Here is a 24,287-nt window from a genome sequence, read left to right on the forward strand (position 1 = left end):
CTCGCCCCTCTGGGGTTAGGGTGAGGGGAACCCGTTGGCACAGGTTTGTACAACGTAACAGTATAATATTAATTACTTCTCTTTCCCGCGCCCGTGCATCTCCTGAAACAATTTACCGACCTCAACAAAATAATCCGTCAGCGAGTTGATCACGACCTGTACCTTCAGCGGCAGCTTATCTTTTTCGGTATATAACGCATAAACCGGGCGTGGATCTGACTGATAACGCGGCAGCAGGATCTCCAGCTCCCCACGATTGATCTCGTTGATCACCCACATCAGCGGCACGTAGGCGATCCCGGCACCCGCCGTCAGCCAGCGCACCAGCGTCATCGGATCATTAGTCACAAATCTTCCTTGTGGGATCAGGCGAGTCGAGATCCCTTCCGGTGCGATCAGTTCAAATTCATTGTCGGGCCGCACGCTGTATTCAAGCCATGAATGACTACTCAAATCGGCGGGTTTTTCCGGTATGCCGTATTGTGTGAGATAGCTTTTCGCGGCGCACACCACCATCGGCATCGCGCCCAGACGGCGGGAAAACAGGCTGGAATCCTGCAACGCGCCGACGCGGATCACCACATCCAGACCATCGGCAATCAGGTCGGGGGCAGGAATTCCGGTAACCAGATTGACGCTCAAACCTGGGTATTCTTTCAGCATTTTTGCTGTCAGCCCGGCGAGAACATTTTGTGCCATAGTTGAAGAACAGCCAATGCGCAGCGTCCCGATGGGGGTGTTATTGAAGGCATACAGTTGCTCATGAACATCCTGCACTTCATGGAGCATCCGACGGCAGCCCTGGTAGTAAATTCTACCGGCTTCGGTCAGGCCAATGCTGCGTGTGCTACGGTTTAACAGCTTTACCTGCAACTCATCTTCCAGTTTTGACACCGTCTGACTGATGGACGAAACGCTCATCTGTAGCTGTCTGGCGGCGGCGGTAAAAGAGCCAAATTCAACTACTTTGGCAAACACCGACATGCGTTTTAGTCGTTCCATTATTCACTCTGACTTAAAAGTGATTTAGATCACATAATATAGATAACAGCATAACAGTTACGCTAATATATTAAATATCAATCTACAGCAATGTTGCTCTCGCCCGGCTTTCCATGCCCTTCTCTGCGGCGACAGATGCTGAAAATAATAACGCCTGCTCTCTCTATACAACCAAGGTCAACATGAGTCTGTTTCCCGTTATCGTGGTGTTTGGGCTGTCCTTCCCACCGATATTTTTTGAATTGCTTTTATCACTGGCGATTTTCTGGCTGGTGCGCCGGGTACTTGTGCCAACAGGTATCTACGACTTTGTCTGGCATCCGGCGTTGTTCAACACCGCGCTCTATTGCTGCTTGTTTTATTTGATATCGCGACTGTTCGTTTGAGGTTGAAGTGAAAACACTAATAAGAAAATTCTCCCGTACGGCCATCACGGTCGTATTAGTCATTCTGGCCTTCATCGCAATTTTTAATGCCTGGGTCTATTACACCGAATCCCCGTGGACGCGTGACGCGCGCTTTAGCGCTGACGTCGTTGCGATCGCGCCGGACGTTTCTGGACTTATCACCCAGGTGAATGTTCATGATAACCAGCTGGTGAAAAAAGGACAGGTACTGTTCACCATCGACCAGCCGCGCTATCAAAAGGCGCTTGAGGAAGCGCAAGCCGATGTTGCTTATTATCAGGTACTGGCACAGGAGAAACGCCAGGAGGCAGGACGTCGTAACCGTCTCGGTGTGCAGGCGATGTCTCGCGAAGAGATCGACCAGGCCAACAACGTACTACAAACAGTTCTGCATCAGTTAGCGAAAGCGCAGGCGACCCGCGATCTGGCAAAACTGGATCTTGAACGCACGGTGATCCGCGCGCCAGCAGATGGCTGGGTGACCAACCTCAACGTCTATACCGGTGAGTTTATTACCCGTGGATCAACGGCGGTTGCGCTGGTGAAACAGAACTCCTTCTATGTACTGGCCTATATGGAAGAAACTAAGCTGGAAGGGGTGCGCCCTGGGTATCGTGCAGAGATCACGCCGCTTGGCAGTAACAAAGTGCTGAAAGGGACTGTTGATAGTGTTGCCGCTGGGGTCACCAACGCCAGCAGCACGCGTGACGACAAAGGGATGGCGACCATCGACTCTAACCTTGAATGGGTGCGTTTGGCGCAACGTGTTCCGGTTCGTATTCGTCTCGACAACCAGCAAGAGAACATCTGGCCTGCGGGCACCACTGCTACAGTGGTGGTCACTGGCAAACAAGATCGCGACGAAAGCCAGGATTCGTTCTTCCGTAAAATGGCCCATCGCCTGCGTGAGTTTGGTTAATCACGATGGGTATTTTCTCCATTGCTAACCAACATATTCGCTTTGCGGTAAAACTGGCGACCGCCATTGTACTGGCGCTGTTTGTTGGCTTTCACTTCCAGCTGGAAACGCCACGCTGGGCAGTACTGACAGCGGCGATTGTTGCCGCCGGTCCGGCCTTTGCTGCGGGAGGTGAACCGTATTCTGGCGCTATTCGCTATCGTGGCTTTTTGCGCATCATCGGCACATTTATTGGCTGTATTGCCGGACTGGTAATCATCATTGCGATGATCCGAGCACCATTATTGATGATTCTGGTGTGCTGTATCTGGGCCGGTTTTTGTACCTGGATATCCTCGCTGGTACGAATAGAAAACTCGTATGCGTGGGGGCTGGCCGGTTATACCGCGCTGATCATTGTGATCACCATTCAGCCGGAACCATTGCTTACGCCGCAGTTTGCCGTCGAACGTTGTAGCGAGATCGTTATCGGTATTGTGTGTGCAATTATGGCGGATTTGCTCTTTTCTCCGCGATCGATCAAACAAGAAGTGGATCGAGAGCTGGAAAGTTTGCTGGTTGCGCAATATCAATTAATGCAACTCTGTATCAAGCATGGCGATGGTGAAGTTGTCGATAAAGCCTGGGGCGATCTGGTGCGACGTACTACGGCGTTACAAGGTATGCGCAGCAACCTGAATATGGAATCTTCCCGCTGGGCGCGGGCCAATCGACGTTTAAAAGCGATCAATACGCTATCGCTGACGCTGATTACCCAATCCTGCGAAACTTATCTTATTCAGAATACGCGCCCGGAATTGATCACTGATACTTTCCGCGAATTTTTTGACACGCCGGTAGAAACCGCGCAGGACGTCCACAAGCAGCTCAAACGCCTGCGGAGAGTGATCGCCTGGACCGGGGAACGGGAAACGCCTGTCACCATTTATAGCTGGGTCGCGGCGGTAACGCGTTATCAGCTTCTCAAGCGCGGCGTTATCAGTAACACAAAAATCAACGCCACCGAAGAAGAGATCCTGCAAGGCGAACCGGAAGTCAAAGTAGAGTCAGCCGAACGTCATCATGCGATGGTTAACTTCTGGCGAACCACACTTTCCTGCATTCTGGGCACGCTTTTCTGGCTGTGGACGGGCTGGACTTCCGGCAGTGGTGCAATGGTGATGATTGCGGTAGTGACGTCACTGGCAATGCGTTTGCCAAATCCACGCATGGTGGCGATCGACTTTATCTACGGGACGCTGGCAGCGCTGCCGTTAGGGCTGCTCTACTTTTTGGTGATTATCCCTAATACCCAACAGAGCATGTTGCTGCTGTGCATTAGCCTGGCAGTGCTGGGATTCTTCCTCGGTATAGAAGTACAGAAACGGCGACTGGGCTCGATGGGGGCACTGGCCAGCACCATAAATATTATCGTGCTGGATAACCCGATGACTTTCCATTTCAGTCAGTTTCTCGACAGCGCATTAGGGCAAATCGTCGGTTGTGTGCTCGCGTTCACCGTTATTTTGCTGGTGCGGGATAAATCGCGCGACAGGACCGGACGTGTACTGCTTAATCAGTTTGTTTCTGCCGCTGTTTCCGCGATGACTACCAATGTGGCACGTCGTAAAGAGAACCACCTCCCGGCACTTTATCAGCAGCTGTTTTTGCTGATGAATAAGTTCCCAGGGGATTTGCCGAAATTTCGCCTGGCGCTGACGATGATTATCGCGCACCAGCGCCTGCGTGATGCGCCGATCCCGGTTAACGAGGATTTATCGGCGTTTCACCGACAAATGCGCCGCACAGCAGACCATGTGATATCTGCCCGTAGCGATGATAAACGTCGTCGGTACTTTGGCCAGTTGCTGGAAGAACTTGAAATCTACCAGGAAAAGCTACGCATCTGGCAAGCGCCACCGCAGGTGACGGAACCGGTTCATCGGCTGGCGGGGATGCTGCATAAGTATCAACATGCGTTGACCGATAGTTAAGTCAAAACCGACGCCAAAAGCGTCGGTTTTTTCATGGCTATACTTAGCGATGAACGGCAGAACTCGCCGCGAAACGTGACGGTGGCAACAGATGAATATTTATACCTTTGATTTTGATGAGATTGAGAGTCAGGAGGATTTTTATCGCGACTTCAGCCAAGCCTTTGGTCTGGCGAAAGATAAGGTACGCGATCTCGACTCACTATGGGATGTGTTAATGAACGATGTCCTGCCGCTACCACTTGAGATTGAATTTGTTCATCTGGGAGAGAAAACGCGTCGCCGTTTTGGCGCGTTAATATTGCTGTTTGATGAGGCAGAGGAAGAGCTGGAAGGGCATTTGCGTTTTAATGTTCGTCATTAGCGCAAAAAAAAGCCCCCGAACCGGGGGCAATATCGTCGGACAAGACGATGAGGGTTTATTTGTACAGTTCAGCCGTAGCGTGCCAGGTGTCACCGCTACGAGCTTCCGTAATCTGGTAGGCCGTTGCGCCTTTCTCTTCTGCTTTTTTGTTCAGCATTTCACGCATATCCATTGGCGAAGACGCCACACCACTTACGGATACGGTCCCGATTGCTTCACGATTTTGTGCTTGTGCAGCATCAATGGAGTCGGCAGCGAATGCACCGAAAGAGAGAACAGAAAGTACGCTTAATGCAGCAACAGTGGTTTTGATTTTCATGATTTTTACCTCGACATAATCTTTTAGCTGGGCCTTTGTTTCGTGACCCATATCACAAAATCAAGTATACACTAATTATTGAACTAATTAATACCATGCTAACTGTTTCAGTTGATACTAAGTGTTAAAAATGTGAGTTTTAATAACAAAAAAGAATTAAAAACACGGTTATTTATTTTTAATTCTAGTATTTTCAATTAGATAATGAATTTTGCATAATGTGCTTTTTTTACCGTATGTATTCATTATGTGAATGACATGTCGCAGTAAAACGCACTATTCGTTAAATTAATCGCAGGGGAAAGCAGGGGGTTGAGAGGGATAAGCAACATTTTCCCCGCCGCCAGAAGCGACGGGGCAGAGATTAAAGCTCCTGGTCGAACAGCTCTAAAATCGCTTCGTACAGGTCTTTGACGGTGAAACCGTTAGCAGGGGTGGTAAAGATGGTGTCATCGCCAGCGATGGTGCCCAGAATACCTTCTGCTTTGCCCAGTGAGTCCAGCAGGCGAGCAATTAACTGTGCCGCGCCAGGGCTGGTATGAATCACGACAACTGCATCGTTGTAGTCGATATCCAGCACCAGATTCTTCAATGGACTGGAGGTGGTTGGTACACCCAGTTCAGCTGGCAGGCAGTAAACCATTTCCATTTTGGCATTGCGTGTACGTACAGCACCAAACTTGGTCAACATCCGCGAGACTTTAGACTGATTAATATTGTCAAAGCCTTGCTCCTGCAACGCGGCGACGATTTCGCCCTGGGAGCTAAATTTCTCTTCTTTAAGTAATGCTTTAAATGCTTTAACTAGTTCTTCTTGCTTAGCCGAGCTTCGCATAAGTCACCCGATATGGTGGTTGATACAACATTATTGTGCATACAGATGAATTTTTATGCAAACAGTCAGCCCTGAAGAAGGCTGAAATAATGTTATGAAAGAGCGGGATTTTATCAAATTTCGTTATTGAGAAACATGCCTGCGTCACGGCATGCAAATTCTGCTTAAAAGTAAATTAATTGTTATCAAATTGATGTTGTTTTGGCTGAACGGTAGGGTATATTGTCACCACCTGTTGGAATGTTGCGCTAATGCATAAGCGACTGTTAATTACGTAAGTTAGGTTCCTGATTACGGCAATTAAATGCATAAACGCTAAACTTGCGTGACTACACATTCTTGAGATGTGGTCATTGTAAACGGCAATTTTGTGGATTAAGGTCGCGGCAGCGGAGCAACATATCTTAGTTTATCAATATAATAAGGAGTTTAGGATGAAAGTCGCAGTCCTCGGCGCTGCTGGCGGTATTGGCCAGGCGCTTGCACTACTGTTAAAAACCCAACTGCCTTCAGGTTCAGAACTCTCTCTGTATGATATCGCTCCAGTGACTCCCGGTGTGGCTGTCGATCTGAGCCATATCCCTACTGCTGTGAAAATCAAAGGTTTTTCTGGTGAAGATGCGACTCCGGCGCTGGAAGGCGCAAATGTCGTTCTTATCTCTGCAGGTGTAGCGCGTAAACCGGGTATGGATCGTTCCGACCTGTTTAACGTTAACGCCGGCATCGTGAAAAACCTGGTACAGCAAGTTGCGAAAACCTGCCCGAAAGCGTGCATTGGTATTATCACTAACCCGGTTAACACCACAGTTGCGATTGCTGCTGAAGTGCTGAAAAAAGCCGGTGTTTATGACAAAAACAAACTGTTCGGCGTTACCACGCTGGATATCATTCGTTCCAACACCTTTGTTGCGGAACTGAAAGGCAAACAGCCAGGCGAAGTTGAAGTGCCGGTTATTGGTGGTCACTCTGGTGTTACCATTCTGCCGCTGCTGTCACAGGTTCCTGGCGTTAGCTTTACCGAGCAGGAAGTGGCTGATCTGACCAAACGTATCCAGAACGCGGGTACTGAGGTGGTTGAAGCGAAAGCCGGTGGCGGGTCTGCAACCCTGTCTATGGGCCAGGCAGCTGCACGTTTTGGTCTGTCTCTGGTTCGCGCACTGCAGGGCGAACAAGGCGTTGTCGAATGTGCCTACGTTGAAGGCGACGGTCAGTACGCACGTTTCTTCTCTCAACCGCTGCTGCTGGGTAAAAACGGCGTGGAAGAGCGTAAATCTATCGGCACCCTGAGCGCATTTGAACAGAACGCGCTGGAAGGTATGCTGGATACGCTGAAGAAAGATATCGCTCTGGGCGAAGAGTTCGTTAATAAGTAATTGATTAGCGGATAATAAAAAACCGGAGCGCAGACTCCGGTTTTTTGTTTTGAGCGCACGACTTAATTGGTTGCCGGATATTCCTGAATGGTGACCTGCAGCGTTAACTGCTTATCATCACGCATCACTACAACCGGGATCACCGAACCAGGGCGAATTTCCGCCACCTGATCCATCGTCTCCAGAGCAGAGATGGCCGGTTTGTTATCCACCGAAATAATCAAATCATTGACCTGAATACCCGCATTCGCCGCCGGGCCGTCAGGTGACACTTCATTAACCACGATCCCTTGCAGTTGATCTATACCACCGCCCTGCGCGTGCAGTGGTGCGATCTCACGTCCGCCGATACCAATGTAGCCGCGGATCACGCGACCATCGCGGATCAGCTTATCCATAATTTTGGTTGCTAACTGGAAAGGAATCGCAAAGCCGATGCCTTCCGGCGTTTCGCCATCGTTACTCTTATCAAACGATAGCGTGTTAATGCCCATCAGTTCGCCCAGCGAGTTCACCAGCGCGCCGCCAGAGTTACCGTGGTTAATGGAAGCATCAGTTTGCAGGAAGTTTTGCCGCCCGGTTGGGTTCAGACCAATTCGACCCGTGGCACTAATAATCCCCTGGGTAATGGTCTGCCCGAGGTTGTACGGGTTACCGATCGCCAGTACCACGTCGCCAATGTGCGGTACGCGACGTGCATTGATTGGAATGGTAGGTAAACCGCCAGTGGCATTAATTTTAAGTACCGCCAGATCGGTTAGAGAGTCAGATCCCACCAGCAATGCTTCAAATACACGCCCATCCTGTAAGGCGACGATGATCTGATCGGCGTCGTTGATGACGTGTTTATTGGTGATGATATAACCGCGTTGATCCATGATTACACCGGATCCCAGGGTGCGGATCTCAAGCTGGTTGTGAGAGTTGGTGTTCAAACCACGGTTGTAAACGTTAACCACCGCTGGTGCGGCGCGGCGAACCGCCAGATTATAGCTGGCAGGCGTCTCATCGGTACTGTCAAATTGCGGAGTGGAAAGCGGGTTAAGGCTGCGCAGCGAAGGCATGGCAACCAGCAGAATAGCGCCGACAATTAATCCAATCGCAACGGAACGTAAGAGCTTCACAAACATGATGGAGGCGTCATTAAAAAAGGGAACGGCAGCAGCATACCACGAGTTAACCGGACATCACACGTCAGCCTGATGCCCGGTTTACGACATTAACGCATCAGCAGATAGATGCTTTCATTGCCGCGTACAATTTGCAGGGCGATGATGGCCGGTTTTGCCGCCAGCACTTTACGCATTTCAGCAATCGAGTTCACCCGATCGCGGTTGACGCCAATGATCACATCGTCTTTTTGCAAGCCTGCCTGAGCAGCTGGGCTTCCTTTGACAACCTCATCGATCTTAATACCTTTGCCGCCATCTTTTAGCTGACCATCGCTCAACGTTGCACCTTCAAGCGCTGGCGTGATCATTTCAGCGCTGGCCGACGAAGAGGTGCTGGTATCGAGCGTCACTTCTACTTCCAGTGGTTTGCCGTTACGCAGCAGGCCAAGCTTCACTTTCGTGCCCGGCTCGGTGGTTGCGATACGAGAGCGCAACTCAGCAAAGCTATTCAGCGGTTTGCCGTTGAGGCTGGTAATAATATCGCCCGCTTTGACGCCCGCTTTTGCCGAGCCAGAACCTGGCAACACTTCGCTGACAAACGCGCCACGCTGCACGTCAAGGTTGAAGGCTTTGGCGATATCGGCACTCATCTCTGTGCCTTTGATGCCTAACAGACCGCGTTTGATTTCACCAAAGTCGATAAGCTGCTGCGCCAGTGTTCGCGCCATATTACTGGGGATGGCAAATCCAATCCCGACGCTCCCGCCACCAGGCGCAAGGATTGCCGTGTTGATGCCAATTAACTCACCGTTAAGATTTAACAGTGCACCGCCGGAGTTACCGCGGTTAATGGAAGCATCTGTCTGGATAAAGTTTTCCAGACCTTCAAGATTCAACCCACTGCGGCCTAATGCTGACACAATGCCAGAGGTGGCGGTTTGCCCAAGGCCAAATGGGTTACCGACCGCCACGGCAAAATCACCGACGCGCAATTTATCGGAGTCGGCAATAGCGATTTGCGTTAATTTGCTCGGGTTTTGAATTTGCAACAGGGCGATATCGCTCTGGTCATCGCTACCAATCAGTTTTGCATCAAACTCGCGCCCATCATTGAGCTGAATACTGATTTTCTGTGCCTGATTAATCACATGGTTGTTAGTCAGCACATAGCCTTTACTGGCGTTGATGATGACACCGGAGCCTAAACCTTCGAAGGGTTGTGCAGGTTGATCCGGTAAATCATCACCAAAAAACTTTTTGAATTCTTCCGGGATTTTCTGTCCCTGACTGGCCGTTCCTTCCACCCGTACGCTCACCACTGCCGGAAGCACTTTTTCCAGCATTGGGGCCAGACTGGGGAGAGGGGCCTGATCGGCAACCTGGCCTGGAATCGACGCAACGGCCTGAAATGACGCCGAGAGAGTTAACCCGACACTTAACGCTAATGCACTCAACAGCTGGGTTTGTTTTTTCATTATTCCTGCTCTCGTACCTGAATGATAAGAAAAGAGATTCAAAACAGTTTGATGTTATTGAATTTTCAGACGGCTAACAATGAGACACCAGATTAAATGATAGACGGGGAGGGAAAGAAGAGGAGGGCGCAATGGCTGCGCCCGAAAAATAAATTAGTCGCGCTTCGCGCCAGTACGCAGCAGGCCTGACGCGCCTTCAGAATAGTCGCGAGGCATCTGCACCGGTGCCTGATCGTTGCTGGCTTCAGACTCTGCCAGACGATTACGGAACGGGTTTGCTTCAGCAGACAGTTCCGGCAGCAGGCTGCTGGAGCTTTTCGCCATGTGTTGATACAGCTGGCGATAGTCGTGCGCCATGGTATCCAGTAATTCCGCGCTGCGGGCAAAGTGGCTAACCAGCTCTTCGCGGTACTCGTCCAGTTCAGCTTTATTCTTTTCCAGTTCGTACTGCAACGCCTGTTGCTGGCGTAGTTTACGATTACCAAAACGCATGGCCACAGCACCAATAATGATGCCGACGACTAACCCAATTAGCGCATATTCCCAGGTCATGAACATCTCCCGTTGTCTTTTGTTTCCGTAGGGTGTTGGCTTCAGGCTCCATGCCTGCGGCTGATTATGCCACTATAACCGTTAATTCCACAGAAGTGGAATCCCGACTGCATATCGCGTAGTGTAGAACGGCCTTTTTTTCGTCAACCGTGAACAACGGCGCACCGATTATTCAAGGAATAACAATAAGATCATGCAAAGCATTACCCCAACATCGCAATACCTGAAGGCGCTCAATGAAGGCAGCCATCAACCCGACGACGTTCAAAAAGAGGCCGTCAGCCGCCTGGAAATTATTTATCAGGAACTCATCAATAGCACGCCTCCAGCCCCCAGGACGAGTGGGCTAATGGCGCGGGTCGGTAAGCTGTGGGGTAAACGCGAAGACACAAAGCATACGCCAGTGCGTGGCTTATATATGTGGGGCGGTGTAGGACGCGGGAAAACCTGGCTGATGGACCTTTTCTATCAAAGCCTGCCGGGAGAGCGGAAACAGCGTCTGCACTTTCACCGTTTTATGCTGCGGGTACATGAAGAGCTAACTGCTTTGCAGGGGCAGACCGATCCGCTGGAAATTATTGCCGATCGCTTTAAAGCAGAAACTGACGTGCTCTGTTTTGACGAATTTTTTGTTTCTGATATTACCGACGCCATGCTACTTGGCGGCCTGATGAAAGCCCTGTTCGCTCGCGGAATAACGCTGGTAGCGACGTCAAATATTCCGCCGGACGAACTTTATCGAAATGGCCTGCAACGTGCGCGTTTTTTGCCTGCAATCGATGCTATTAAACAGCATTGTGATGTAATGAACGTGGACGCTGGTGTTGATTATCGACTGCGTACACTCACTCAGGCGCATCTGTGGCTTTCGCCCCTCAACGATGAAACCCGGGCGCAAATGGATAAACTATGGTTGGCGCTGGCGGGGGCGAAACGAGAAAATTCACCGACGTTAGAAATCAACCATCGGCCATTGGCGACAATGGGCGTCGAGAACCAGACGCTGGCGGTCTCTTTTACTACGCTGTGCGTCGACGCCCGCAGTCAGCATGACTATATTGCGCTCTCACGCCTCTTTCACACGGTCATGTTGTTTGATGTACCAGTTATGACGCGGTTGATGGAGAGCGAAGCGCGGCGCTTTATTGCGCTGGTGGATGAGTTTTACGAGCGCCATGTCAAATTAGTGGTGAGTGCAGAAGTGCCGCTGTATGAAATTTATCAGGGCGATCGGCTGAAGTTTGAGTTCCAGCGTTGCCTGTCACGTCTGCAAGAGATGCAAAGCGAAGAGTATCTGAAGCGCGAGCATTTAGCGGGTTAAAACCTGCCACAAATCACAAAAAGGGGTCGATCTTTGACCCCGACTTCTCTATAATCCTGCGACCCCACGTTACAAGAAAGTTTTTTTCCCAAAACTTTTTGTGTGCTGGCATAGGCTATTCGAAGGGGTAGGTTTGCCGGACTTTGTCGTGTGAACCTCAACAATTGAAGACGTTTGGGTGTTCACCAACGTGTAACTATTTATTGGGTAAGCTTTTAATGAAAACTTTTACAGCTAAACCAGAAACCGTAAAACGCGACTGGTATGTTGTTGACGCGACCGGTAAAACTCTGGGCCGTCTGGCTACTGAACTGGCTCGTCGCCTGCGCGGTAAGCACAAAGCGGAATACACTCCGCACGTAGATACCGGTGATTACATCATCGTTCTGAACGCTGACAAAGTTGCTGTAACCGGCAACAAGCGTACTGACAAAGTGTACTATCACCACACCGGCCACATCGGTGGTATCAAACAAGCGACCTTTGAAGAGATGATTGCTCGCCGTCCTGAGCGTGTGATTGAAATCGCGGTTAAAGGCATGTTGCCAAAAGGCCCGCTGGGTCGTGCTATGTTCCGTAAACTGAAAGTTTACGCGGGTAACGAGCACAACCACGCGGCACAGCAACCGCAAGTTCTTGACATCTAATCGGGATTATAGGCAATGGCTGAAAATCAATACTACGGCACTGGTCGCCGCAAAAGTTCCGCAGCTCGCGTTTTCATCAAACCGGGCAACGGTAAAATCGTAATCAACCAACGTTCTCTGGAACAGTACTTCGGTCGTGAAACTGCCCGCATGGTAGTTCGTCAGCCGCTGGAACTGGTCGACATGGTTGAGAAACTGGACCTGTACATCACCGTTAAAGGTGGTGGTATCTCTGGTCAGGCTGGTGCGATCCGTCACGGTATCACCCGCGCTCTGATGGAATACGACGAGTCCCTGCGTTCTGAACTGCGTAAAGCTGGCTTCGTTACTCGTGACGCTCGTCAGGTTGAACGTAAGAAAGTCGGTCTGCGTAAAGCACGTCGTCGTCCGCAGTTCTCCAAACGTTAATTGGCTTCTGCTCCGGCAGAAAACAATTTGCGAAAAAACCCGCTTCGGCGGGTTTTTTTATGGCTAAATTCTGAATCAGCGTAAAAAATGGAAAGTTGCTTTTTGCTGCCGTCTGACAGACAGGCAAAACAAAAACCACATCGCCAATAAGGGACTAAGTCAACTATTTCAGACTAAAGCGCATCTCTTTTTCCCCATTTCCGGCATCGACTCACCACAAAGGTCGCAAAATCTGGTAAACTATCATCCAATTTTCTGCCCAAATGTCGGGTATTGCTCATTTTTTGTTTGATTTTCGAACAAAGAGAGTCGTTCCTTACTGGGTAACACAACTTCTGACTGGCCACCTGGTGGCTGGTAGCAGTAAAAATTCTGACTATACCTGGAGGTTTTCATGGCTGTCGCTGCCAACAAACGTTCGGTAATGACGCTGTTTTCCGGTCCTACTGACATCTATAGCCATCAGGTCCGCATTGTGCTGGCTGAGAAAGGTGTAAGTTTCGAGATCGAACACGTGGAAAAGGACAATCCGCCTCAGGATCTGATTGACCTCAACCCGAATCAGAGCGTTCCGACCCTGGTGGATCGTGAGCTGACCCTGTGGGAATCTCGCATCATTATGGAATATCTGGATGAGCGTTTCCCGCATCCGCCACTGATGCCTGTTTACCCGGTAGCTCGCGGTGAAAGCCGTCTGTACATGCATCGCATCGAAAAAGACTGGTACACGCTGATGAACACCATCATCAACGGTTCAGCTTCTGAAGCAGATGCCGCACGTAAGCAACTGCGCGAAGAACTGCTGGCGATTGCGCCGGTCTTCGGTCAGAAGCCGTACTTCCTGAGCGATGAGTTCAGCCTGGTCGATTGCTACCTTGCTCCGCTGCTGTGGCGTCTGCCGCAACTGGGTATCGAGTTCAGCGGCCCGGGTGCGAAAGAGCTGAAAGGCTATATGACCCGCGTCTTTGAGCGTGACTCTTTCCTTGCTTCTTTAACTGAAGCTGAACGTGAAATGCGTCTGGGCCGGAGTTAATCTGTATGGATTTGTCACAGCTAACACCACGTCGTCCCTATCTGCTGCGTGCATTCTATGAGTGGTTGCTGGATAACCAGCTCACGCCGCACCTGGTGGTGGATGTGACGCTCCCTGGCGTGCAGGTTCCTATGGAATATGCGCGTGACGGGCAAATCGTACTCAATATTGCGCCGCGTGCTGTCGGCAATCTGGAACTGGCGAATGATGAGGTGCGCTTTAACGCGCGCTTTGGTGGCATTCCGCGTCAGGTTTCTGTGCCGCTGGCTGCCGTGCTGGCTATCTACGCCCGTGAAAATGGCGCAGGCACGATGTTTGAACCTGAAGCTGCCTACGATGAAGATGCCAGCATCATGAATGATGAAGAGGCATCGGCAGACAACGAAACCGTTATGTCGGTTATTGATGGCGACAAGCCAGATCACGATGATGACACTCATCCTGACGATGAACCACCGCAGCCACCACGTGGTGGTCGACCAGCATTACGCGTTGTGAAGTAATACTAAAACAGGCCCTGGCGGCCTGTTTTGTCTTTTTAATGACTTAATAAAATAGCGTGATTGTGGCAATCATATTCACCACGAAACCGACTGCCATGGGGATCGCTGTCCGCTTCACTACCGCAAAAGGCGAAACGCCTGCAATTCCTGACGTAACGACCACCACCGCAGTAATCGGCGAAACAGCGCGCGCTAGCGTCGTGGCAAAATGCATCGGCATAATCATTACAACCGCTGGCACATGTAGTCCGGCTGCGATATTCGGAATAAGACTGGCAAATGACATAAACGGCGCATTGCCTGAGCCCATCACAATGGCACAAATGGCAATGACCAGCGCCATAATAATCATCACGCCAATACCGCCCAGACCAGAATGCTCCGCACCCCTGATAACCGCATCGACAGTGCCAATCGTCGTTAAGCCTTTCGCAAATATTTCACCCGCGACCACCAGCGTTACCACGTTGGCAAACTGCGTACCCATGCCGTCAAAAAACGCCTGCACATCATCCATTGTTTCGCGCAAGTTATGCTTGCGGAAGAACTCAACAAACATCGTCACCGTCAAACTCAGTAACATCACCACCACCAGATGCAGTTCTGACTGCATCAGCCCGACGTGGGCAAGGAACAGCGAGCCGAGCATCAGGATTAACGGCATCACCGGTAAAATGGCGTAATAGAGCGGCGGGACATTATCGAGAGCTTTTTGCTCTGCCTGTTCGTGATTGATATTTTTATCTTTTTTGTCGAAAGCGCGTTGCACGAAAAAGTGGGAGATCGCCACCGAGATAATGACGCAAGAGGCGACCGGAAGCTGGTAGTGGAAGAAGTAAGTGGCAATTTTCATTCCTGCGACCTGGGCAGCAAAAATGGAGTTCGTTTCCAGAATCCCCCACTCAATGGACATCGTGGTTGCGATAACCGCCACCGCAGAGAGGCGACTTACTCCCAGACTCACCAGCGTCGGAAATAAGGTGACCATCAGCAACATACCCAGACCGGAGGCGCTGGTAATAAACTGCGCCATGATTTGGCCGATGACGTAAGTTGCCGACAGAATAATATACGGCGAGCGAATGAGTTTTAACGGGCGGCTTAACAAGCTCACCATCGCGCGACTTGCCCCTATGCGCTCCATATAGCGGGCATAACCGCCCACTGCCATAATCGACAGCCCCAATCCGGCAATGCGGTTGGACAGCATGCGCAGGATTTCATTATAAATATCGACGATCAAGTAGCCGCTGCTTTTGGCGGGATCGAGCACACCACCGAACCCTAACCAGACACCGCACATCATCAGGAAGATACCTGCGGCAGCCAGCACCACCTGAGGTTTGTAGTTTTTCAGGATCAAATAGCCCATCGTAATTAATACGATGACAGATATAATTATGCCGAACATTGTTGAACTCCGTGTCAAAAGAAAACGGTCAATCCCATAAACGGCAGATTGAAAACAATGATGTTATATTTTTTGCAAGGCCATTTATGGTGCGGATGTCGTGTTTTTAATTGTAGGTGAGGTGATTTTTCATTAAAAAATATGCGCTTATGATTATTTTGTAAGAACATATTCATAATATTCATAATACTTGTTAATAGTCTTATGAATAATTCAATCGGGATGTTTTTATCTGCGTTACATTAATTTTTCGCAATAGTTAATTATTCCGTTAATTATGGTAATGATGAGGCACAAAGAGAAAACCCCGCCATTTCCCCCTACTTTCAATCCTGTGATAGGATGTCACTGATGATGTTAATCACACTGACCTTACAGAATGGGCCTTATGAACGCATTTGATTCGCAAACCGAAGATTCTTCACCTGCAATTGGCCGCAACTTACGCAGCCGCCCGCTGGCGCGTAAAAAACTCTCCGAAATGGTGGAAGAAGAGCTGGAACAGATGATCCGCCGTCGTGAATTTGGCGAAGGTGAACAATTACCGTCTGAACGCGAACTGATGGCGTTCTTTAACGTCGGGCGTCCTTCGGTGCGCGAAGCGCTGGCAGCGTTAAAACGCAAAGGTCTGGTGCAGATAAACAACGGCGAACGCGCTCGCGTCTCACGTCCTTCTGCGGACACCATCATCGGCGAGCTTTCCGGCATGGCGAAAGATTTCCTTTCTCATCCTGGCGGGATTGCCCATTTCGAACAATTACGTCTGTTCTTTGAATCCAGCCTGGTGCGCTATGCGGCTGAACACGCCACCGATGAACAAATCGATTTGCTGGCAAAAGCACTGGAAATCAACAGTCAGTCGCTGGATAACAACGCGGCATTCATTCGCTCAGACGTTGATTTCCACCGCGTTCTGGCGGAGATCCCCGGTAACCCAATCTTCATGGCGATCCACGTTGCCCTGCTCGACTGGCTGATCGCCGCACGTCCAACCGTGGCTGATCAGGCTCTGCACGAGCATAACAACGTTAGCTATCAACAGCATATTGCGATCGTTGACGCGATCCGGCGTCATGATCCTGACGAAGCCGATCGTGCGTTGCAATCGCATCTCAACAGCGTCTCTGCTACCTGGCACGCCTTCGGTCAGACCACCAACAAAAAGAAATAATGCCACTTTAGTGAAGCAGATCGCATTATAAGCTTTCTGTATGGGGTGTTGCTTAATTGATCTGGTATAACAGGTATAAAGGTATATCGTTTATCAGACAAGCATCACTTCAGAGGTATTTATGGCAACGAATTTACGTGGCGTAATGGCTGCACTCCTGACTCCTTTTGATCAACAACAAGCACTGGATAAAGCGAGTCTGCGTCGCCTGGTTCAGTTCAATATTCAGCAGGGCATTGACGGTTTATACGTGGGTGGTTCGACCGGCGAAGCCTTTGTACAAAGCCTTTCCGAGCGTGAACAGGTACTGGAAATCGTCGCCGAAGAGGCGAAAGGTAAGATTAAACTCATCGCCCACGTCGGTTGCGTCAGCACCGCCGAAAGCCAACAACTTGCGGCATCGGCTAAACGTTATGGCTTCGATGCCGTCTCCGCCGTCACGCCGTTCTACTATCCTTTCAGCTTTGAAGAACACTGCGATCACTATCGGGCAATTATTGATTCGGCGGATGGTTTGCCGATGGTGGTGTACAACATTCCTGCCCTGAGCGGGGTAAAACTAACCCTGGATCAGATCAACACCCTGGTTACGCTGCCTGGTGTCGGCGCGCTGAAACAGACCTCTGGCGATCTCTATCAGATGGAACAGATCCGTCGTGAACATCCTGATCTGGTGCTCTATAACGGTTACGACGAAATCTTCGCCTCTGGTCTTCTGGCGGGCGCTGATGGTGGTATCGGTAGTACTTACAACATCATGGGCTGGCGTTATCAGGGGATTGTGAAGGCGCTGAAAGAAGGCGATATCCAGACCGCGCAGAAGCTGCAAACCGAATGTAATAAAGTCATTGATTTACTGATCAAAACGGGCGTATTCCGCGGCCTGAAAACGGTCCTGCATTATATGGATGTCGTTTCTGTGCCGCTGTGCCGCAAACCGTTTGGTCCGGTCGATGAAAAGTATCTGCCAGAACTGAAGGCGCTGGCCCAGCAGTTGATGCAAGAGCGCGGGTGAGTTGTTTCCCCTCGCTCGCCCCTACCGGGTGAGGGGAAATAAACGCATCTGTACCCTACAATTTTCATACCAAAGCGTGTGGGCATCGCCCACCGCGGGAGACTCACAATGAGTACTACAACCCAGAATATCCCGTGGTATCGCCATCTCAATCGTGCACAATGGCGGGCATTTTCCGCTGCCTGGTTGGGATATCTGCTTGACGGTTTTGATTTCGTTTTAATCGCCCTGGTACTCACCGAAGTACAAGGTGAATTCGGGCTGACGACGGTGCAGGCGGCAAGTCTGATCTCCGCAGCCTTTATCTCTCGCTGGTTCGGCGGCCTGATGCTCGGCGCTATGGGTGACCGCTACGGGCGTCGTCTGGCAATGGTCACCAGCATCGTTCTCTTCTCGGCCGGGACGCTGGCCTGCGGCTTTGCGCCAGGCTACATCACCATGTTTATCGCTCGTCTGGTCATCGGCATGGGGATGGCGGGTGAATACGGTTCCAGCGCCACCTATGTCATTGAAAGCTGGCCAAAACATCTGCGTAATAAAGCCAGTGGTTTTCTGATTTCCGGCTTCTCTGTGGGGGCCGTCGTTGCCGCTCAGGTCTATAGCCTGGTGGTTCCGGTCTGGGGCTGGCGTGCGCTGTTCTTTATCGGCATTTTGCCAATCATCTTTGCTCTCTGGCTGCGTAAAAACATCCCGGAAGCGGAAGACTGGAAAGAGAAACATGCTGGTAAAGCACCAGTACGCACGATGGTAGATATTCTCTACCGTGGTGAACATCGCATTGCCAATATCGTAATGACACTGGCGGCGGCTACTGCGCTGTGGTTTTGCTTCGCCGGTAACCTGCAAAATGCCGTGATCGTCGCTGTTCTTGGGCTGTTATGCGCCGCAATCTTTATCAGCTTTATGGTGCAAAGTACGGGCAAACGCTGGCCAACGGGCGTAATGCTGATGGTGGTCGTGTTGTTTGCTTTCCTCTACTCATGGCCGATTCAGGCGCTGCTGCCAACGTATCTGAAAACCGATCTGGCTTATAACCCGCATACTGTCGCCAACGTGCTGTTCTTTAGTGGCTTTGGCGCGGCGGTGGGATGCTGCGTAGGTGGCTTCCTCGGTGACTGGCTGGGAACCCGCAAAGCGTACGTTTGTAGCCTGCTGGCCTCGCAGCTGCTGATTATTCCGGTATTTGCGATTGGCGGCGCAAACGTCTGGGTGCTCGGTCTGTTACTGTTCTTCCAGCAAATGCTTGGACAAGGGATCGCCGGGATCTTACCGAAACTGATTGGCGGTTATTTCGATACCGACCAGCGTGCAGCGGGCCTGGGCTTTACCTACAACGTCGGCGCATTGGGCGGTGCACTGGCCCCAATCATCGGCGCGTTGATCGCTCAACGTCTGGATTTGGGTACTGCGCTGGCATCGCTCTCGTTCAGTCTGACATTTGTGGTGATCCTGCTGATTGGTCTGGATATGCCTTCCCGCGTTCAACGTTGGCTGCGCCCGGAAGCATTGCGTACTCATGACGCTATCGACGGCAAACCATTTAGCGGTGCCGTGCCATTTGGCCGCGCCAAAAACGATTTAGTCAAAACCAAAAGTTAATCCTGTTGCCCGGTCTCTGTACCGGGCCTTTCGCTAAGGGAAGATGTATGTCGTTACTTGCACAACTGGATCAAAAAATCGCTGCTAACGGTGGCCTGATTGTCTCCTGCCAGCCGGTCCCTGACAGCCCGCTCGATAAACCCGAAATCGTCGCTGCCATGGCATTAGCTGCAGAGCAGGCGGGCGCGGTTGCCATTCGCATTGAAGGTGTGGCAAATCTGCAAGCCACGCGTGCGGTGGTGAGCGTGCCAATTATCGGGATTGTGAAACGCGATCTGGAGGATTCTCCGGTACGCATCACGGCCTATATTGAAGATGTTGATGCGCTGGCGCAGGCGGGCGCGGACATTATCGCCATTGACGGCACCGACCGCCCGCGTCCGGTGCCTGTTGAAACGTTGCTGGCACGTATTCACCATCACGGTTTACTGGCGATGACCGACTGCTCAACGCCGGAAGACGGCCTGGCATGCCAAAAGCTGGGAGCCGAAATTATTGGCACTACGCTTTCTGGCTATACCACGCCTGAAACGCCAGAAGAGCCGGATCTGGCGCTGGTGAAAACGTTGAGCGACGCCGGATGTCGGGTGATTGCCGAAGGGCGTTACAACACGCCTGCTCAGGCGGCAGATGCGATGCGCCACGGCGCGTGGGCGGTGACGGTCGGTTCTGCCATTACGCGTCTTGAACACATTTGTCAGTGGTACAACACAGCGATGAAAAAGGCGGTGCTATGACCACACTGGCGATTGATATCGGCGGTACTAAACTTGCCGCCGCGCTGATTGGCGCTGATGGGCAGATCCGCGATCGTCGTGAACTTCCTACGCCAGCCAGCCAGACACCAGAAGCCTTGCGTGATGCCTTATCCGCATTAGTCTCTCCGTTGCAAGCTCATGCGCAGCGGGTTGCCATCGCTTCAACCGGAATTATTCGCGACGGCAGTTTGCTGGCGCTTAATCCGCATAATCTCGGTGGATTACTACACTTTCCGTTAGTCAAAACGCTGGAGCAACTTACCGATTTGCCGACCATTGCCATTAACGACGCGCAGGCCGCAGCATGGGCGGAGTATCAGGCGCTGGAAGGCGATATAACCGAGATGGTGTTTATCACTGTTTCCACTGGCGTCGGCGGCGGTGTAGTGAGCGGCGGCAAACTGCTTACCGGCCCTGGAGGTCTGGCGGGGCACATCGGGCATACGCTTGCCGATCCGCATGGTCCAGTCTGCGGCTGTGGACGCACAGGTTGCGTGGAGGCGATTGCTTCTGGTCGCGGCATTGCGGCGGCGGCGCAAGGGGAGTTGGCTGGTGCGAATGCGAAAACTATTTTCACGCATGCCGGGCAGGGCGATGAGCAGGCACAGCAACTGATTCACCGTTCCGCACGTACGCTTGCAAGGCTGATCGCTGATATTAAAGCCACAACTGATTGCCAGTGCGTGGTGGTCGGTGGCAGCGTTGGTCTGGCAGAGGGGTATCTGGCGCTGGTGGAAACGTATCTGGCGCAGGAGCCAGCGGCATTTCATGTTGATTTACTGGCGGCGCACTACCGCCACGATGCAGGTTTACTTGGGGCTGCGCTGTTGGCCCAGGGAGAAAAATTATGATGATGGGTGAAGTACAGTCATTACCGTCTGCCGGATTGCATCCTGCGTTACAGGACGCGTTAACACTAGCCTTAGCCGCCAGGCCGCAAGAAAAAGCACCGGGTCGTTACGAATTACAGGGCGACAATATCTTTATGAATGTCATGACGTTTAACACTCAATCGCCCGTCGAGAAAAAAGCGGAATTGCACGAGCAATACATTGATATCCAGCTGTTGTTAAACGGTGAGGAACGGATTCTGTTTGGCACGGCAGGCACTGCGCGTCAGTGTGAAGAGTTCCACCATGAGGATGATTACCAGCTTTGCAGCGCCATTGAGAACGAGCAAGCCATCATCTTAAAACCGGGAATGTTCGCCGTGTTTATGCCGGGAGAACCGCATAAACCAGGATGCGTTGTCGGCGAACCTGATGAGATTAAAAAGGTTGTGGTGAAGGTTAAGGCTGATTTAATGGCTTAAAACTTAGTTCGTTTTAAAGATTCTGCAGACACTGTCTGCAGAATTCGAAACCGCTGAAATTAACGGCGTCTATAGCCTTCCTCTAGCACCGCCTGTGTTCGAACGAGTTCATCCGCGAGTCGTTTTTCATCAGGTAGTTGCATCTTATATTCGCTCGCCAGAACGGTGTTAGGCAAACCTGCCAGAGCATAATGTGCTTCTCCGGCTCCTTTCTCTGCACAGAGAACCAGACCGATGGGCGGATTTTCATCCGGTAGCGTCCAGTGCTCTTTGGCGTAGTTGAGATACATATTCATCTGTCCGGCATCGCTATAGCTGAATTTGCCCACTTTTAGATCGACGATTAGCAGGCAGCGTAAACGGCGGTGGAAAAACAGCAGATCGACACGAAACCAGTTGTCATCAATGCGTAACCTTCGCTGTCGACCAACAAAGGCAAAATCATCCCCAAGTTCCAGCATGAAATCCATCAGGTGGTTGATCAGCGCCTCCTCAAAATCGGATTCTGAGTATTCATCTTTCAATTCCAGAAATTCGAGCACAAAGGGATCGCGTATCGCCTGCTGCGGAAGAATATGCGTCTCGGTAGGAGCGTGTTGTTGCAGCATGGCTGATTTGTCATGTGACAGTAGTGTCCGCTCATAAAACTGGGTCGCAATTTGTCGTTCGAGCTGACGAGCAGACCAGCCACAGCGGAGTGTCTCTTTCTCATAAAAGCTGCGAGCATCAGCTTTTTTAACAGAAAGCAAACGGACGTAAGTGGACCAGGGCAGGGGGAAGGATTTGGCGAGTTGCGCTAAATGGCAAGATTCTCCAGACACAGTCTGGAGAATTGTGGGGGTGAATTGTGCAGACAGTGTCTGCACAATTTCAATTCTTTGAAAACAAATATAAAAATTCTTAAACTGCCATAAATTCCTGGTGGAAAATCCACGCTTATACCTTAGACTTAAATCCTTTGATAGTCGCTTGATTAGCTGCGCACCATACGCAGCCCTGGCCTCGCCACCTTGTTCAAATTCGACAATTCGTCGGCCAATTTCCCAGTACGTCGCGGTCATTAACGCGTTAACGCTACGTACCGTTTCCGTTCGGGCGCTATCGACCAGATGAATAATGCCGTCGTGGATTTGCTGGTAGCCTGCTGTGGTTCCTTCTGAGAGCGATTCCATTATCTGTCCCTTAATATGGCGCAGTGTTGAATAATGGAATCAGCTATACGCCGGGCATCTGCCGGTAACAATCCAGATATGCGTATTACATTGGTTTTCTTCAGATTATGCGAGGCGCTTTCCAGAACGAAAGGAGAATTTCAGCGCCGACTCTTTTCTGAGGAGGCGGCGCTGGAGCAGGGATTAAACTTCCAGCCAGTTCATAATGCCGTCTGCCGCCTTACGACCTTCGGCAATAGCGGTCACCACCAGATCGGAACCTCGGACGATATCGCCGCCAGCAAAGATTTTCGGGTTGCTGGTCTGGAAAGCGTTGTCGTTGCCTTCCGGAGCGATGATGCGGCCTTGGGAATCCAGCTCGACGCTGTGTTTTGCCAGCCATTCCATGCTGTGCGGGCGAAAGCCAAACGCCATGATCACCGCATCTGCAGGAACGATATGCTCTGACCCTGCCACGATCTCTGCGCGGCGACGGCCTTTGGCATCCGGTTCGCCCATTTCGGTACGCACCATTTTTACGCCGCTGACTTTGCCGTTACCGTTCACTTCAATCCCCAGTGGCTGGACATTGAATTTGAACTCTACACCTTCTTCCCGCGCGTTTTTCACTTCGCGGCGGGAACCTGGCATGTTCTCTTCATCACGACGATAGGCACAGGTAACGTGCTTCGCTCCCTGGCGTACAGACGTACGCACGCAGTCCATCGCAGTGTCGCCACCGCCAAGTACCACCACGCGTTTGCCTTCCATGCTGACGAACGGTTCTTCGCGGGTTTCGCCAAAGCCCATTAACTGTTTGGTGTTGGCGATAAGGAACGGCAGCGCTGCGTACACGCCATCGGCGTCTTCGTTTTCCAGCCCGCCGCGCATTGACTGATAAGTCCCGACGCCAAGGAACACGGCATCGTAATCACTCAGCAGATCGTCCAGCTGTACGTCGCGGCCCACTTCGGTATTGAGTTTGAATTCAATACCCATGCCGGTGAAGATTTCACGGCGGCGCGTCATTACCTCTTTTTCCAGCTTGAAAGCCGGAATACCGAAGGTCAGCAATCCGCCAATTTCCGGATGACGGTCGAAGACAACCGCTTTTACGCCGTTGCGCGTCAGCACATCCGCACACGCCAGACCCGCCGGGCCTGCACCGATAATCGCTACTTTTTTACCGGTCTGTTTCACGCCAGATATATCCGGACGCCAGCCCATTTCGAACGCTTTATCATTGATATAACGCTCAATGTTGCCGATGGTCACTGCGCCAAACTCATCGTTCAGGGTGCAGGAACCTTCGCACAGACGGTCTTGCGGGCAGACACGTCCGCACACTTCCGGCAGGGTATTGGTCTGATGCGACAGTTCCGCCGCTTCAAAAATACGCCCCTCGTTGGCGAGCTTCAGCCAGTTCGGGATGTAGTTGTGTACCGGGCATTTCCACTCGCAGTATGGGTTGCCGCACGACAGGCAGCGGTCAGCCTGCGCTTTGGCCTGGCCTTCGGAAAACGGCTCGTAAATTTCAACAAACTCAATTTTGCGGATCTTCAGCGGTTTCTTTGGCGGATCAACGCGCTGCAGGTCGATAAATTGATAAACATTCTGACTCATTGTT

The 24,287-nt window shown here is 51.2% G+C and carries 25 protein-coding genes; 16 read left to right on the top strand and 9 right to left on the bottom strand.

Translation table 11 applies throughout. The features are described 5' to 3' along the window. Positions 1 to 72: 72 nt before the first annotated feature. Entirely contained in the window at positions 73 to 1,002 is a 930-nt protein-coding gene (gene aaeR / locus ACJHWK_RS03825) for an HTH-type transcriptional activator AaeR (protein ID WP_000440317.1), read from the bottom strand. Positions 1,003 to 1,184: 182 nt separating this feature from the next. Between aaeR and aaeX the strand changes: the two genes are divergently transcribed. The 4 genes from aaeX (at position 1,185) to ACJHWK_RS03845 (ending at position 4,665) form a co-directional block, all read left to right on the top strand. Further along, positions 1,185 to 1,388, top strand: a complete 204-nt coding sequence (gene aaeX / locus ACJHWK_RS03830; RefSeq protein ID WP_000051841.1) for a p-hydroxybenzoic acid efflux pump operon protein AaeX — start codon at positions 1,185 to 1,187, stop codon at positions 1,386 to 1,388. Between the two features lie 7 nt (positions 1,389 to 1,395). Next, positions 1,396 to 2,328: a p-hydroxybenzoic acid efflux pump subunit AaeA gene (gene aaeA / locus ACJHWK_RS03835; RefSeq protein ID WP_000854033.1), complete on the top strand. Its 933-nt coding sequence runs from the start codon at positions 1,396 to 1,398 to the stop codon at positions 2,326 to 2,328. A 5-nt stretch (positions 2,329 to 2,333) separates the two neighbouring features. Continuing rightward, complete coding sequence (gene aaeB / locus ACJHWK_RS03840; RefSeq protein ID WP_001521412.1) at positions 2,334 to 4,301, top strand: p-hydroxybenzoic acid efflux pump subunit AaeB; 1,968 nt, start codon at positions 2,334 to 2,336, stop codon at positions 4,299 to 4,301. A gap of 91 nt (positions 4,302 to 4,392) precedes the next feature. Then, positions 4,393 to 4,665, top strand: coding sequence for a barstar family protein (locus ACJHWK_RS03845; protein WP_001029005.1), 273 nt, complete (start codon positions 4,393 to 4,395; stop codon positions 4,663 to 4,665). A 55-nt stretch (positions 4,666 to 4,720) separates the two neighbouring features. On the opposite strand, the gene yhcN is transcribed toward ACJHWK_RS03845, so the two are convergent. Both yhcN and argR read right to left on the bottom strand, forming a co-directional pair. Then, positions 4,721 to 4,984, bottom strand: a complete 264-nt coding sequence (gene yhcN, locus ACJHWK_RS03850; protein WP_000695690.1) for a peroxide/acid stress response protein YhcN — start codon at positions 4,982 to 4,984, stop codon at positions 4,721 to 4,723. Positions 4,985 to 5,348: 364 nt separating this feature from the next. Further along, positions 5,349 to 5,819: a transcriptional regulator ArgR gene (gene argR / locus ACJHWK_RS03855; protein ID WP_001257846.1), complete on the bottom strand. Its 471-nt coding sequence runs from the start codon at positions 5,817 to 5,819 to the stop codon at positions 5,349 to 5,351. Between the two features lie 434 nt (positions 5,820 to 6,253). Between argR and mdh the strand changes: the two genes are divergently transcribed. Further along, positions 6,254 to 7,192: a malate dehydrogenase gene (gene mdh / locus ACJHWK_RS03860; protein ID WP_001521411.1), complete on the top strand. Its 939-nt coding sequence runs from the start codon at positions 6,254 to 6,256 to the stop codon at positions 7,190 to 7,192. A 62-nt stretch (positions 7,193 to 7,254) separates the two neighbouring features. On the opposite strand, the gene degS is transcribed toward mdh, so the two are convergent. From degS to zapG, 3 genes are all read right to left on the bottom strand, one after another. Further along, positions 7,255 to 8,322 carry an outer membrane-stress sensor serine endopeptidase DegS gene (degS, locus tag ACJHWK_RS03865; protein ID WP_000497723.1) on the bottom strand — a complete coding sequence of 356 codons (1,068 nt, stop codon included), beginning with the start codon at positions 8,320 to 8,322 and terminating at the stop codon, positions 7,255 to 7,257. A gap of 89 nt (positions 8,323 to 8,411) precedes the next feature. Continuing rightward, positions 8,412 to 9,779 (bottom strand): serine endoprotease DegQ, encoded by a 1,368-nt coding sequence (gene degQ, locus ACJHWK_RS03870; RefSeq protein WP_001295271.1) that lies wholly within the window; start codon positions 9,777 to 9,779, stop codon positions 8,412 to 8,414. Between the two features lie 153 nt (positions 9,780 to 9,932). Then, a complete protein-coding gene (gene zapG / locus ACJHWK_RS03875; RefSeq protein WP_001295270.1) occupies positions 9,933 to 10,331 on the bottom strand; it encodes a Z-ring associated protein ZapG in 399 nt (132 codons plus the stop codon). A gap of 193 nt (positions 10,332 to 10,524) precedes the next feature. On the opposite strand from zapG, the gene zapE reads away from it, so the two are divergent. The 5 genes from zapE to sspB all read left to right on the top strand — a co-directional run bounded on the left by zapE (position 10,525) and on the right by sspB (position 14,243). Next, positions 10,525 to 11,652 carry a cell division protein ZapE gene (gene zapE / locus ACJHWK_RS03880; protein ID WP_001521409.1) on the top strand — a complete coding sequence of 376 codons (1,128 nt, stop codon included), beginning with the start codon at positions 10,525 to 10,527 and terminating at the stop codon, positions 11,650 to 11,652. A 218-nt stretch (positions 11,653 to 11,870) separates the two neighbouring features. Next, on the top strand, positions 11,871 to 12,299 hold the full coding sequence (rplM, locus tag ACJHWK_RS03885; protein ID WP_000847559.1) for a 50S ribosomal protein L13: 429 nt from the start codon (positions 11,871 to 11,873) through the stop codon (positions 12,297 to 12,299). Positions 12,300 to 12,314: 15 nt separating this feature from the next. Further along, the gene (rpsI, locus tag ACJHWK_RS03890; RefSeq protein WP_000829818.1) at positions 12,315 to 12,707 is read left to right on the top strand and encodes a 30S ribosomal protein S9; all 393 of its coding nucleotides are present in this window, start codon (positions 12,315 to 12,317) and stop codon (positions 12,705 to 12,707) included. Positions 12,708 to 13,101: 394 nt separating this feature from the next. Further along, positions 13,102 to 13,740 carry a stringent starvation protein SspA gene (sspA, locus tag ACJHWK_RS03895; protein WP_000257293.1) on the top strand — a complete coding sequence of 213 codons (639 nt, stop codon included), beginning with the start codon at positions 13,102 to 13,104 and terminating at the stop codon, positions 13,738 to 13,740. Positions 13,741 to 13,745: 5 nt separating this feature from the next. After that, positions 13,746 to 14,243 (top strand): ClpXP protease specificity-enhancing factor, encoded by a 498-nt coding sequence (gene sspB / locus ACJHWK_RS03900; protein ID WP_000366126.1) that lies wholly within the window; start codon positions 13,746 to 13,748, stop codon positions 14,241 to 14,243. A gap of 43 nt (positions 14,244 to 14,286) precedes the next feature. On the opposite strand, the gene dcuC is transcribed toward sspB, so the two are convergent. After that, positions 14,287 to 15,654 carry an anaerobic C4-dicarboxylate transporter DcuC gene (dcuC, locus tag ACJHWK_RS03905; protein ID WP_000466989.1) on the bottom strand — a complete coding sequence of 456 codons (1,368 nt, stop codon included), beginning with the start codon at positions 15,652 to 15,654 and terminating at the stop codon, positions 14,287 to 14,289. Between the two features lie 379 nt (positions 15,655 to 16,033). On the opposite strand from dcuC, the gene nanR reads away from it, so the two are divergent. From nanR to nanQ, 6 genes are all read left to right on the top strand, one after another. Next, positions 16,034 to 16,825 carry a transcriptional regulator NanR gene (gene nanR, locus ACJHWK_RS03910; RefSeq protein WP_000523844.1) on the top strand — a complete coding sequence of 264 codons (792 nt, stop codon included), beginning with the start codon at positions 16,034 to 16,036 and terminating at the stop codon, positions 16,823 to 16,825. Positions 16,826 to 16,946: 121 nt separating this feature from the next. Beyond that, entirely contained in the window at positions 16,947 to 17,840 is an 894-nt protein-coding gene (gene nanA, locus ACJHWK_RS03915; RefSeq protein ID WP_000224714.1) for an N-acetylneuraminate lyase, read from the top strand. A 108-nt stretch (positions 17,841 to 17,948) separates the two neighbouring features. Beyond that, a complete protein-coding gene (gene nanT / locus ACJHWK_RS03920) occupies positions 17,949 to 19,439 on the top strand; it encodes a sialic acid transporter NanT (protein ID WP_001521408.1) in 1,491 nt (496 codons plus the stop codon). A 47-nt stretch (positions 19,440 to 19,486) separates the two neighbouring features. Next, complete coding sequence (locus ACJHWK_RS03925; protein WP_000054239.1) at positions 19,487 to 20,176, top strand: N-acetylmannosamine-6-phosphate 2-epimerase; 690 nt, start codon at positions 19,487 to 19,489, stop codon at positions 20,174 to 20,176. After that, positions 20,173 to 21,048, top strand: coding sequence for an N-acetylmannosamine kinase (nanK, locus tag ACJHWK_RS03930; protein ID WP_000209000.1), 876 nt, complete (start codon positions 20,173 to 20,175; stop codon positions 21,046 to 21,048). Before ACJHWK_RS03925 ends, nanK begins: the two co-directional genes overlap by 4 nt. Further along, complete coding sequence (nanQ, locus tag ACJHWK_RS03935) at positions 21,045 to 21,509, top strand: N-acetylneuraminate anomerase (RefSeq protein ID WP_000979887.1); 465 nt, start codon at positions 21,045 to 21,047, stop codon at positions 21,507 to 21,509. Before nanK ends, nanQ begins: the two co-directional genes overlap by 4 nt. 59 nt (positions 21,510 to 21,568) lie before the next feature. Here the strand turns inward: nanQ and ACJHWK_RS03940 are convergent, their stop codons facing one another. Next, positions 21,569 to 22,681: a YhcG family protein gene (locus ACJHWK_RS03940; protein ID WP_001521407.1), complete on the bottom strand. Its 1,113-nt coding sequence runs from the start codon at positions 22,679 to 22,681 to the stop codon at positions 21,569 to 21,571. A 183-nt stretch (positions 22,682 to 22,864) separates the two neighbouring features. Next, positions 22,865 to 24,283 (bottom strand): glutamate synthase subunit GltD, encoded by a 1,419-nt coding sequence (gltD, locus tag ACJHWK_RS03945; protein WP_001521405.1) that lies wholly within the window; start codon positions 24,281 to 24,283, stop codon positions 22,865 to 22,867. Between the last annotated feature and the right edge of the window lie 4 nt (positions 24,284 to 24,287).

Origin of the sequence: Escherichia sp. WS547, from assembly GCF_046486065.1 — a bacterium.
In the GTDB taxonomy this organism is placed as follows: domain Bacteria; phylum Pseudomonadota; class Gammaproteobacteria; order Enterobacterales; family Enterobacteriaceae; genus Escherichia; species Escherichia coli.

What these genes read in the sequence shown, in the direction of transcription:
- aaeR (WP_000440317.1), bottom strand. Translation starts at nt 1,002, where the DNA reads ATGGAACGACTAAAACGCATGTCGGTGTTTGCCAAAGTAGTTGAATTT.
- aaeX (WP_000051841.1), top strand. Translation starts at nt 1,185, where the DNA reads ATGAGTCTGTTTCCCGTTATCGTGGTGTTTGGGCTGTCCTTCCCACCG.
- aaeB (WP_001521412.1), top strand. Translation starts at nt 2,334, where the DNA reads ATGGGTATTTTCTCCATTGCTAACCAACATATTCGCTTTGCGGTAAAA.
- ACJHWK_RS03845 (WP_001029005.1), top strand. Translation starts at nt 4,393, where the DNA reads ATGAATATTTATACCTTTGATTTTGATGAGATTGAGAGTCAGGAGGAT.
- yhcN (WP_000695690.1), bottom strand. Translation starts at nt 4,984, where the DNA reads ATGAAAATCAAAACCACTGTTGCTGCATTAAGCGTACTTTCTGTTCTC.
- argR (WP_001257846.1), bottom strand. Translation starts at nt 5,819, where the DNA reads ATGCGAAGCTCGGCTAAGCAAGAAGAACTAGTTAAAGCATTTAAAGCA.
- mdh (WP_001521411.1), top strand. Translation starts at nt 6,254, where the DNA reads ATGAAAGTCGCAGTCCTCGGCGCTGCTGGCGGTATTGGCCAGGCGCTT.
- degS (WP_000497723.1), bottom strand. Translation starts at nt 8,322, where the DNA reads ATGTTTGTGAAGCTCTTACGTTCCGTTGCGATTGGATTAATTGTCGGC.
- degQ (WP_001295271.1), bottom strand. Translation starts at nt 9,779, where the DNA reads ATGAAAAAACAAACCCAGCTGTTGAGTGCATTAGCGTTAAGTGTCGGG.
- zapG (WP_001295270.1), bottom strand. Translation starts at nt 10,331, where the DNA reads ATGACCTGGGAATATGCGCTAATTGGGTTAGTCGTCGGCATCATTATT.
- zapE (WP_001521409.1), top strand. Translation starts at nt 10,525, where the DNA reads ATGCAAAGCATTACCCCAACATCGCAATACCTGAAGGCGCTCAATGAA.
- rplM (WP_000847559.1), top strand. Translation starts at nt 11,871, where the DNA reads ATGAAAACTTTTACAGCTAAACCAGAAACCGTAAAACGCGACTGGTAT.
- rpsI (WP_000829818.1), top strand. Translation starts at nt 12,315, where the DNA reads ATGGCTGAAAATCAATACTACGGCACTGGTCGCCGCAAAAGTTCCGCA.
- sspA (WP_000257293.1), top strand. Translation starts at nt 13,102, where the DNA reads ATGGCTGTCGCTGCCAACAAACGTTCGGTAATGACGCTGTTTTCCGGT.
- sspB (WP_000366126.1), top strand. Translation starts at nt 13,746, where the DNA reads ATGGATTTGTCACAGCTAACACCACGTCGTCCCTATCTGCTGCGTGCA.
- dcuC (WP_000466989.1), bottom strand. Translation starts at nt 15,654, where the DNA reads ATGTTCGGCATAATTATATCTGTCATCGTATTAATTACGATGGGCTAT.
- nanR (WP_000523844.1), top strand. Translation starts at nt 16,034, where the DNA reads ATGGGCCTTATGAACGCATTTGATTCGCAAACCGAAGATTCTTCACCT.
- nanA (WP_000224714.1), top strand. Translation starts at nt 16,947, where the DNA reads ATGGCAACGAATTTACGTGGCGTAATGGCTGCACTCCTGACTCCTTTT.
- nanT (WP_001521408.1), top strand. Translation starts at nt 17,949, where the DNA reads ATGAGTACTACAACCCAGAATATCCCGTGGTATCGCCATCTCAATCGT.
- ACJHWK_RS03925 (WP_000054239.1), top strand. Translation starts at nt 19,487, where the DNA reads ATGTCGTTACTTGCACAACTGGATCAAAAAATCGCTGCTAACGGTGGC.
- nanK (WP_000209000.1), top strand. Translation starts at nt 20,173, where the DNA reads ATGACCACACTGGCGATTGATATCGGCGGTACTAAACTTGCCGCCGCG.
- nanQ (WP_000979887.1), top strand. Translation starts at nt 21,045, where the DNA reads ATGATGATGGGTGAAGTACAGTCATTACCGTCTGCCGGATTGCATCCT.
- ACJHWK_RS03940 (WP_001521407.1), bottom strand. Translation starts at nt 22,681, where the DNA reads ATGGAATCGCTCTCAGAAGGAACCACAGCAGGCTACCAGCAAATCCAC.
- gltD (WP_001521405.1), bottom strand. Translation starts at nt 24,283, where the DNA reads ATGAGTCAGAATGTTTATCAATTTATCGACCTGCAGCGCGTTGATCCG.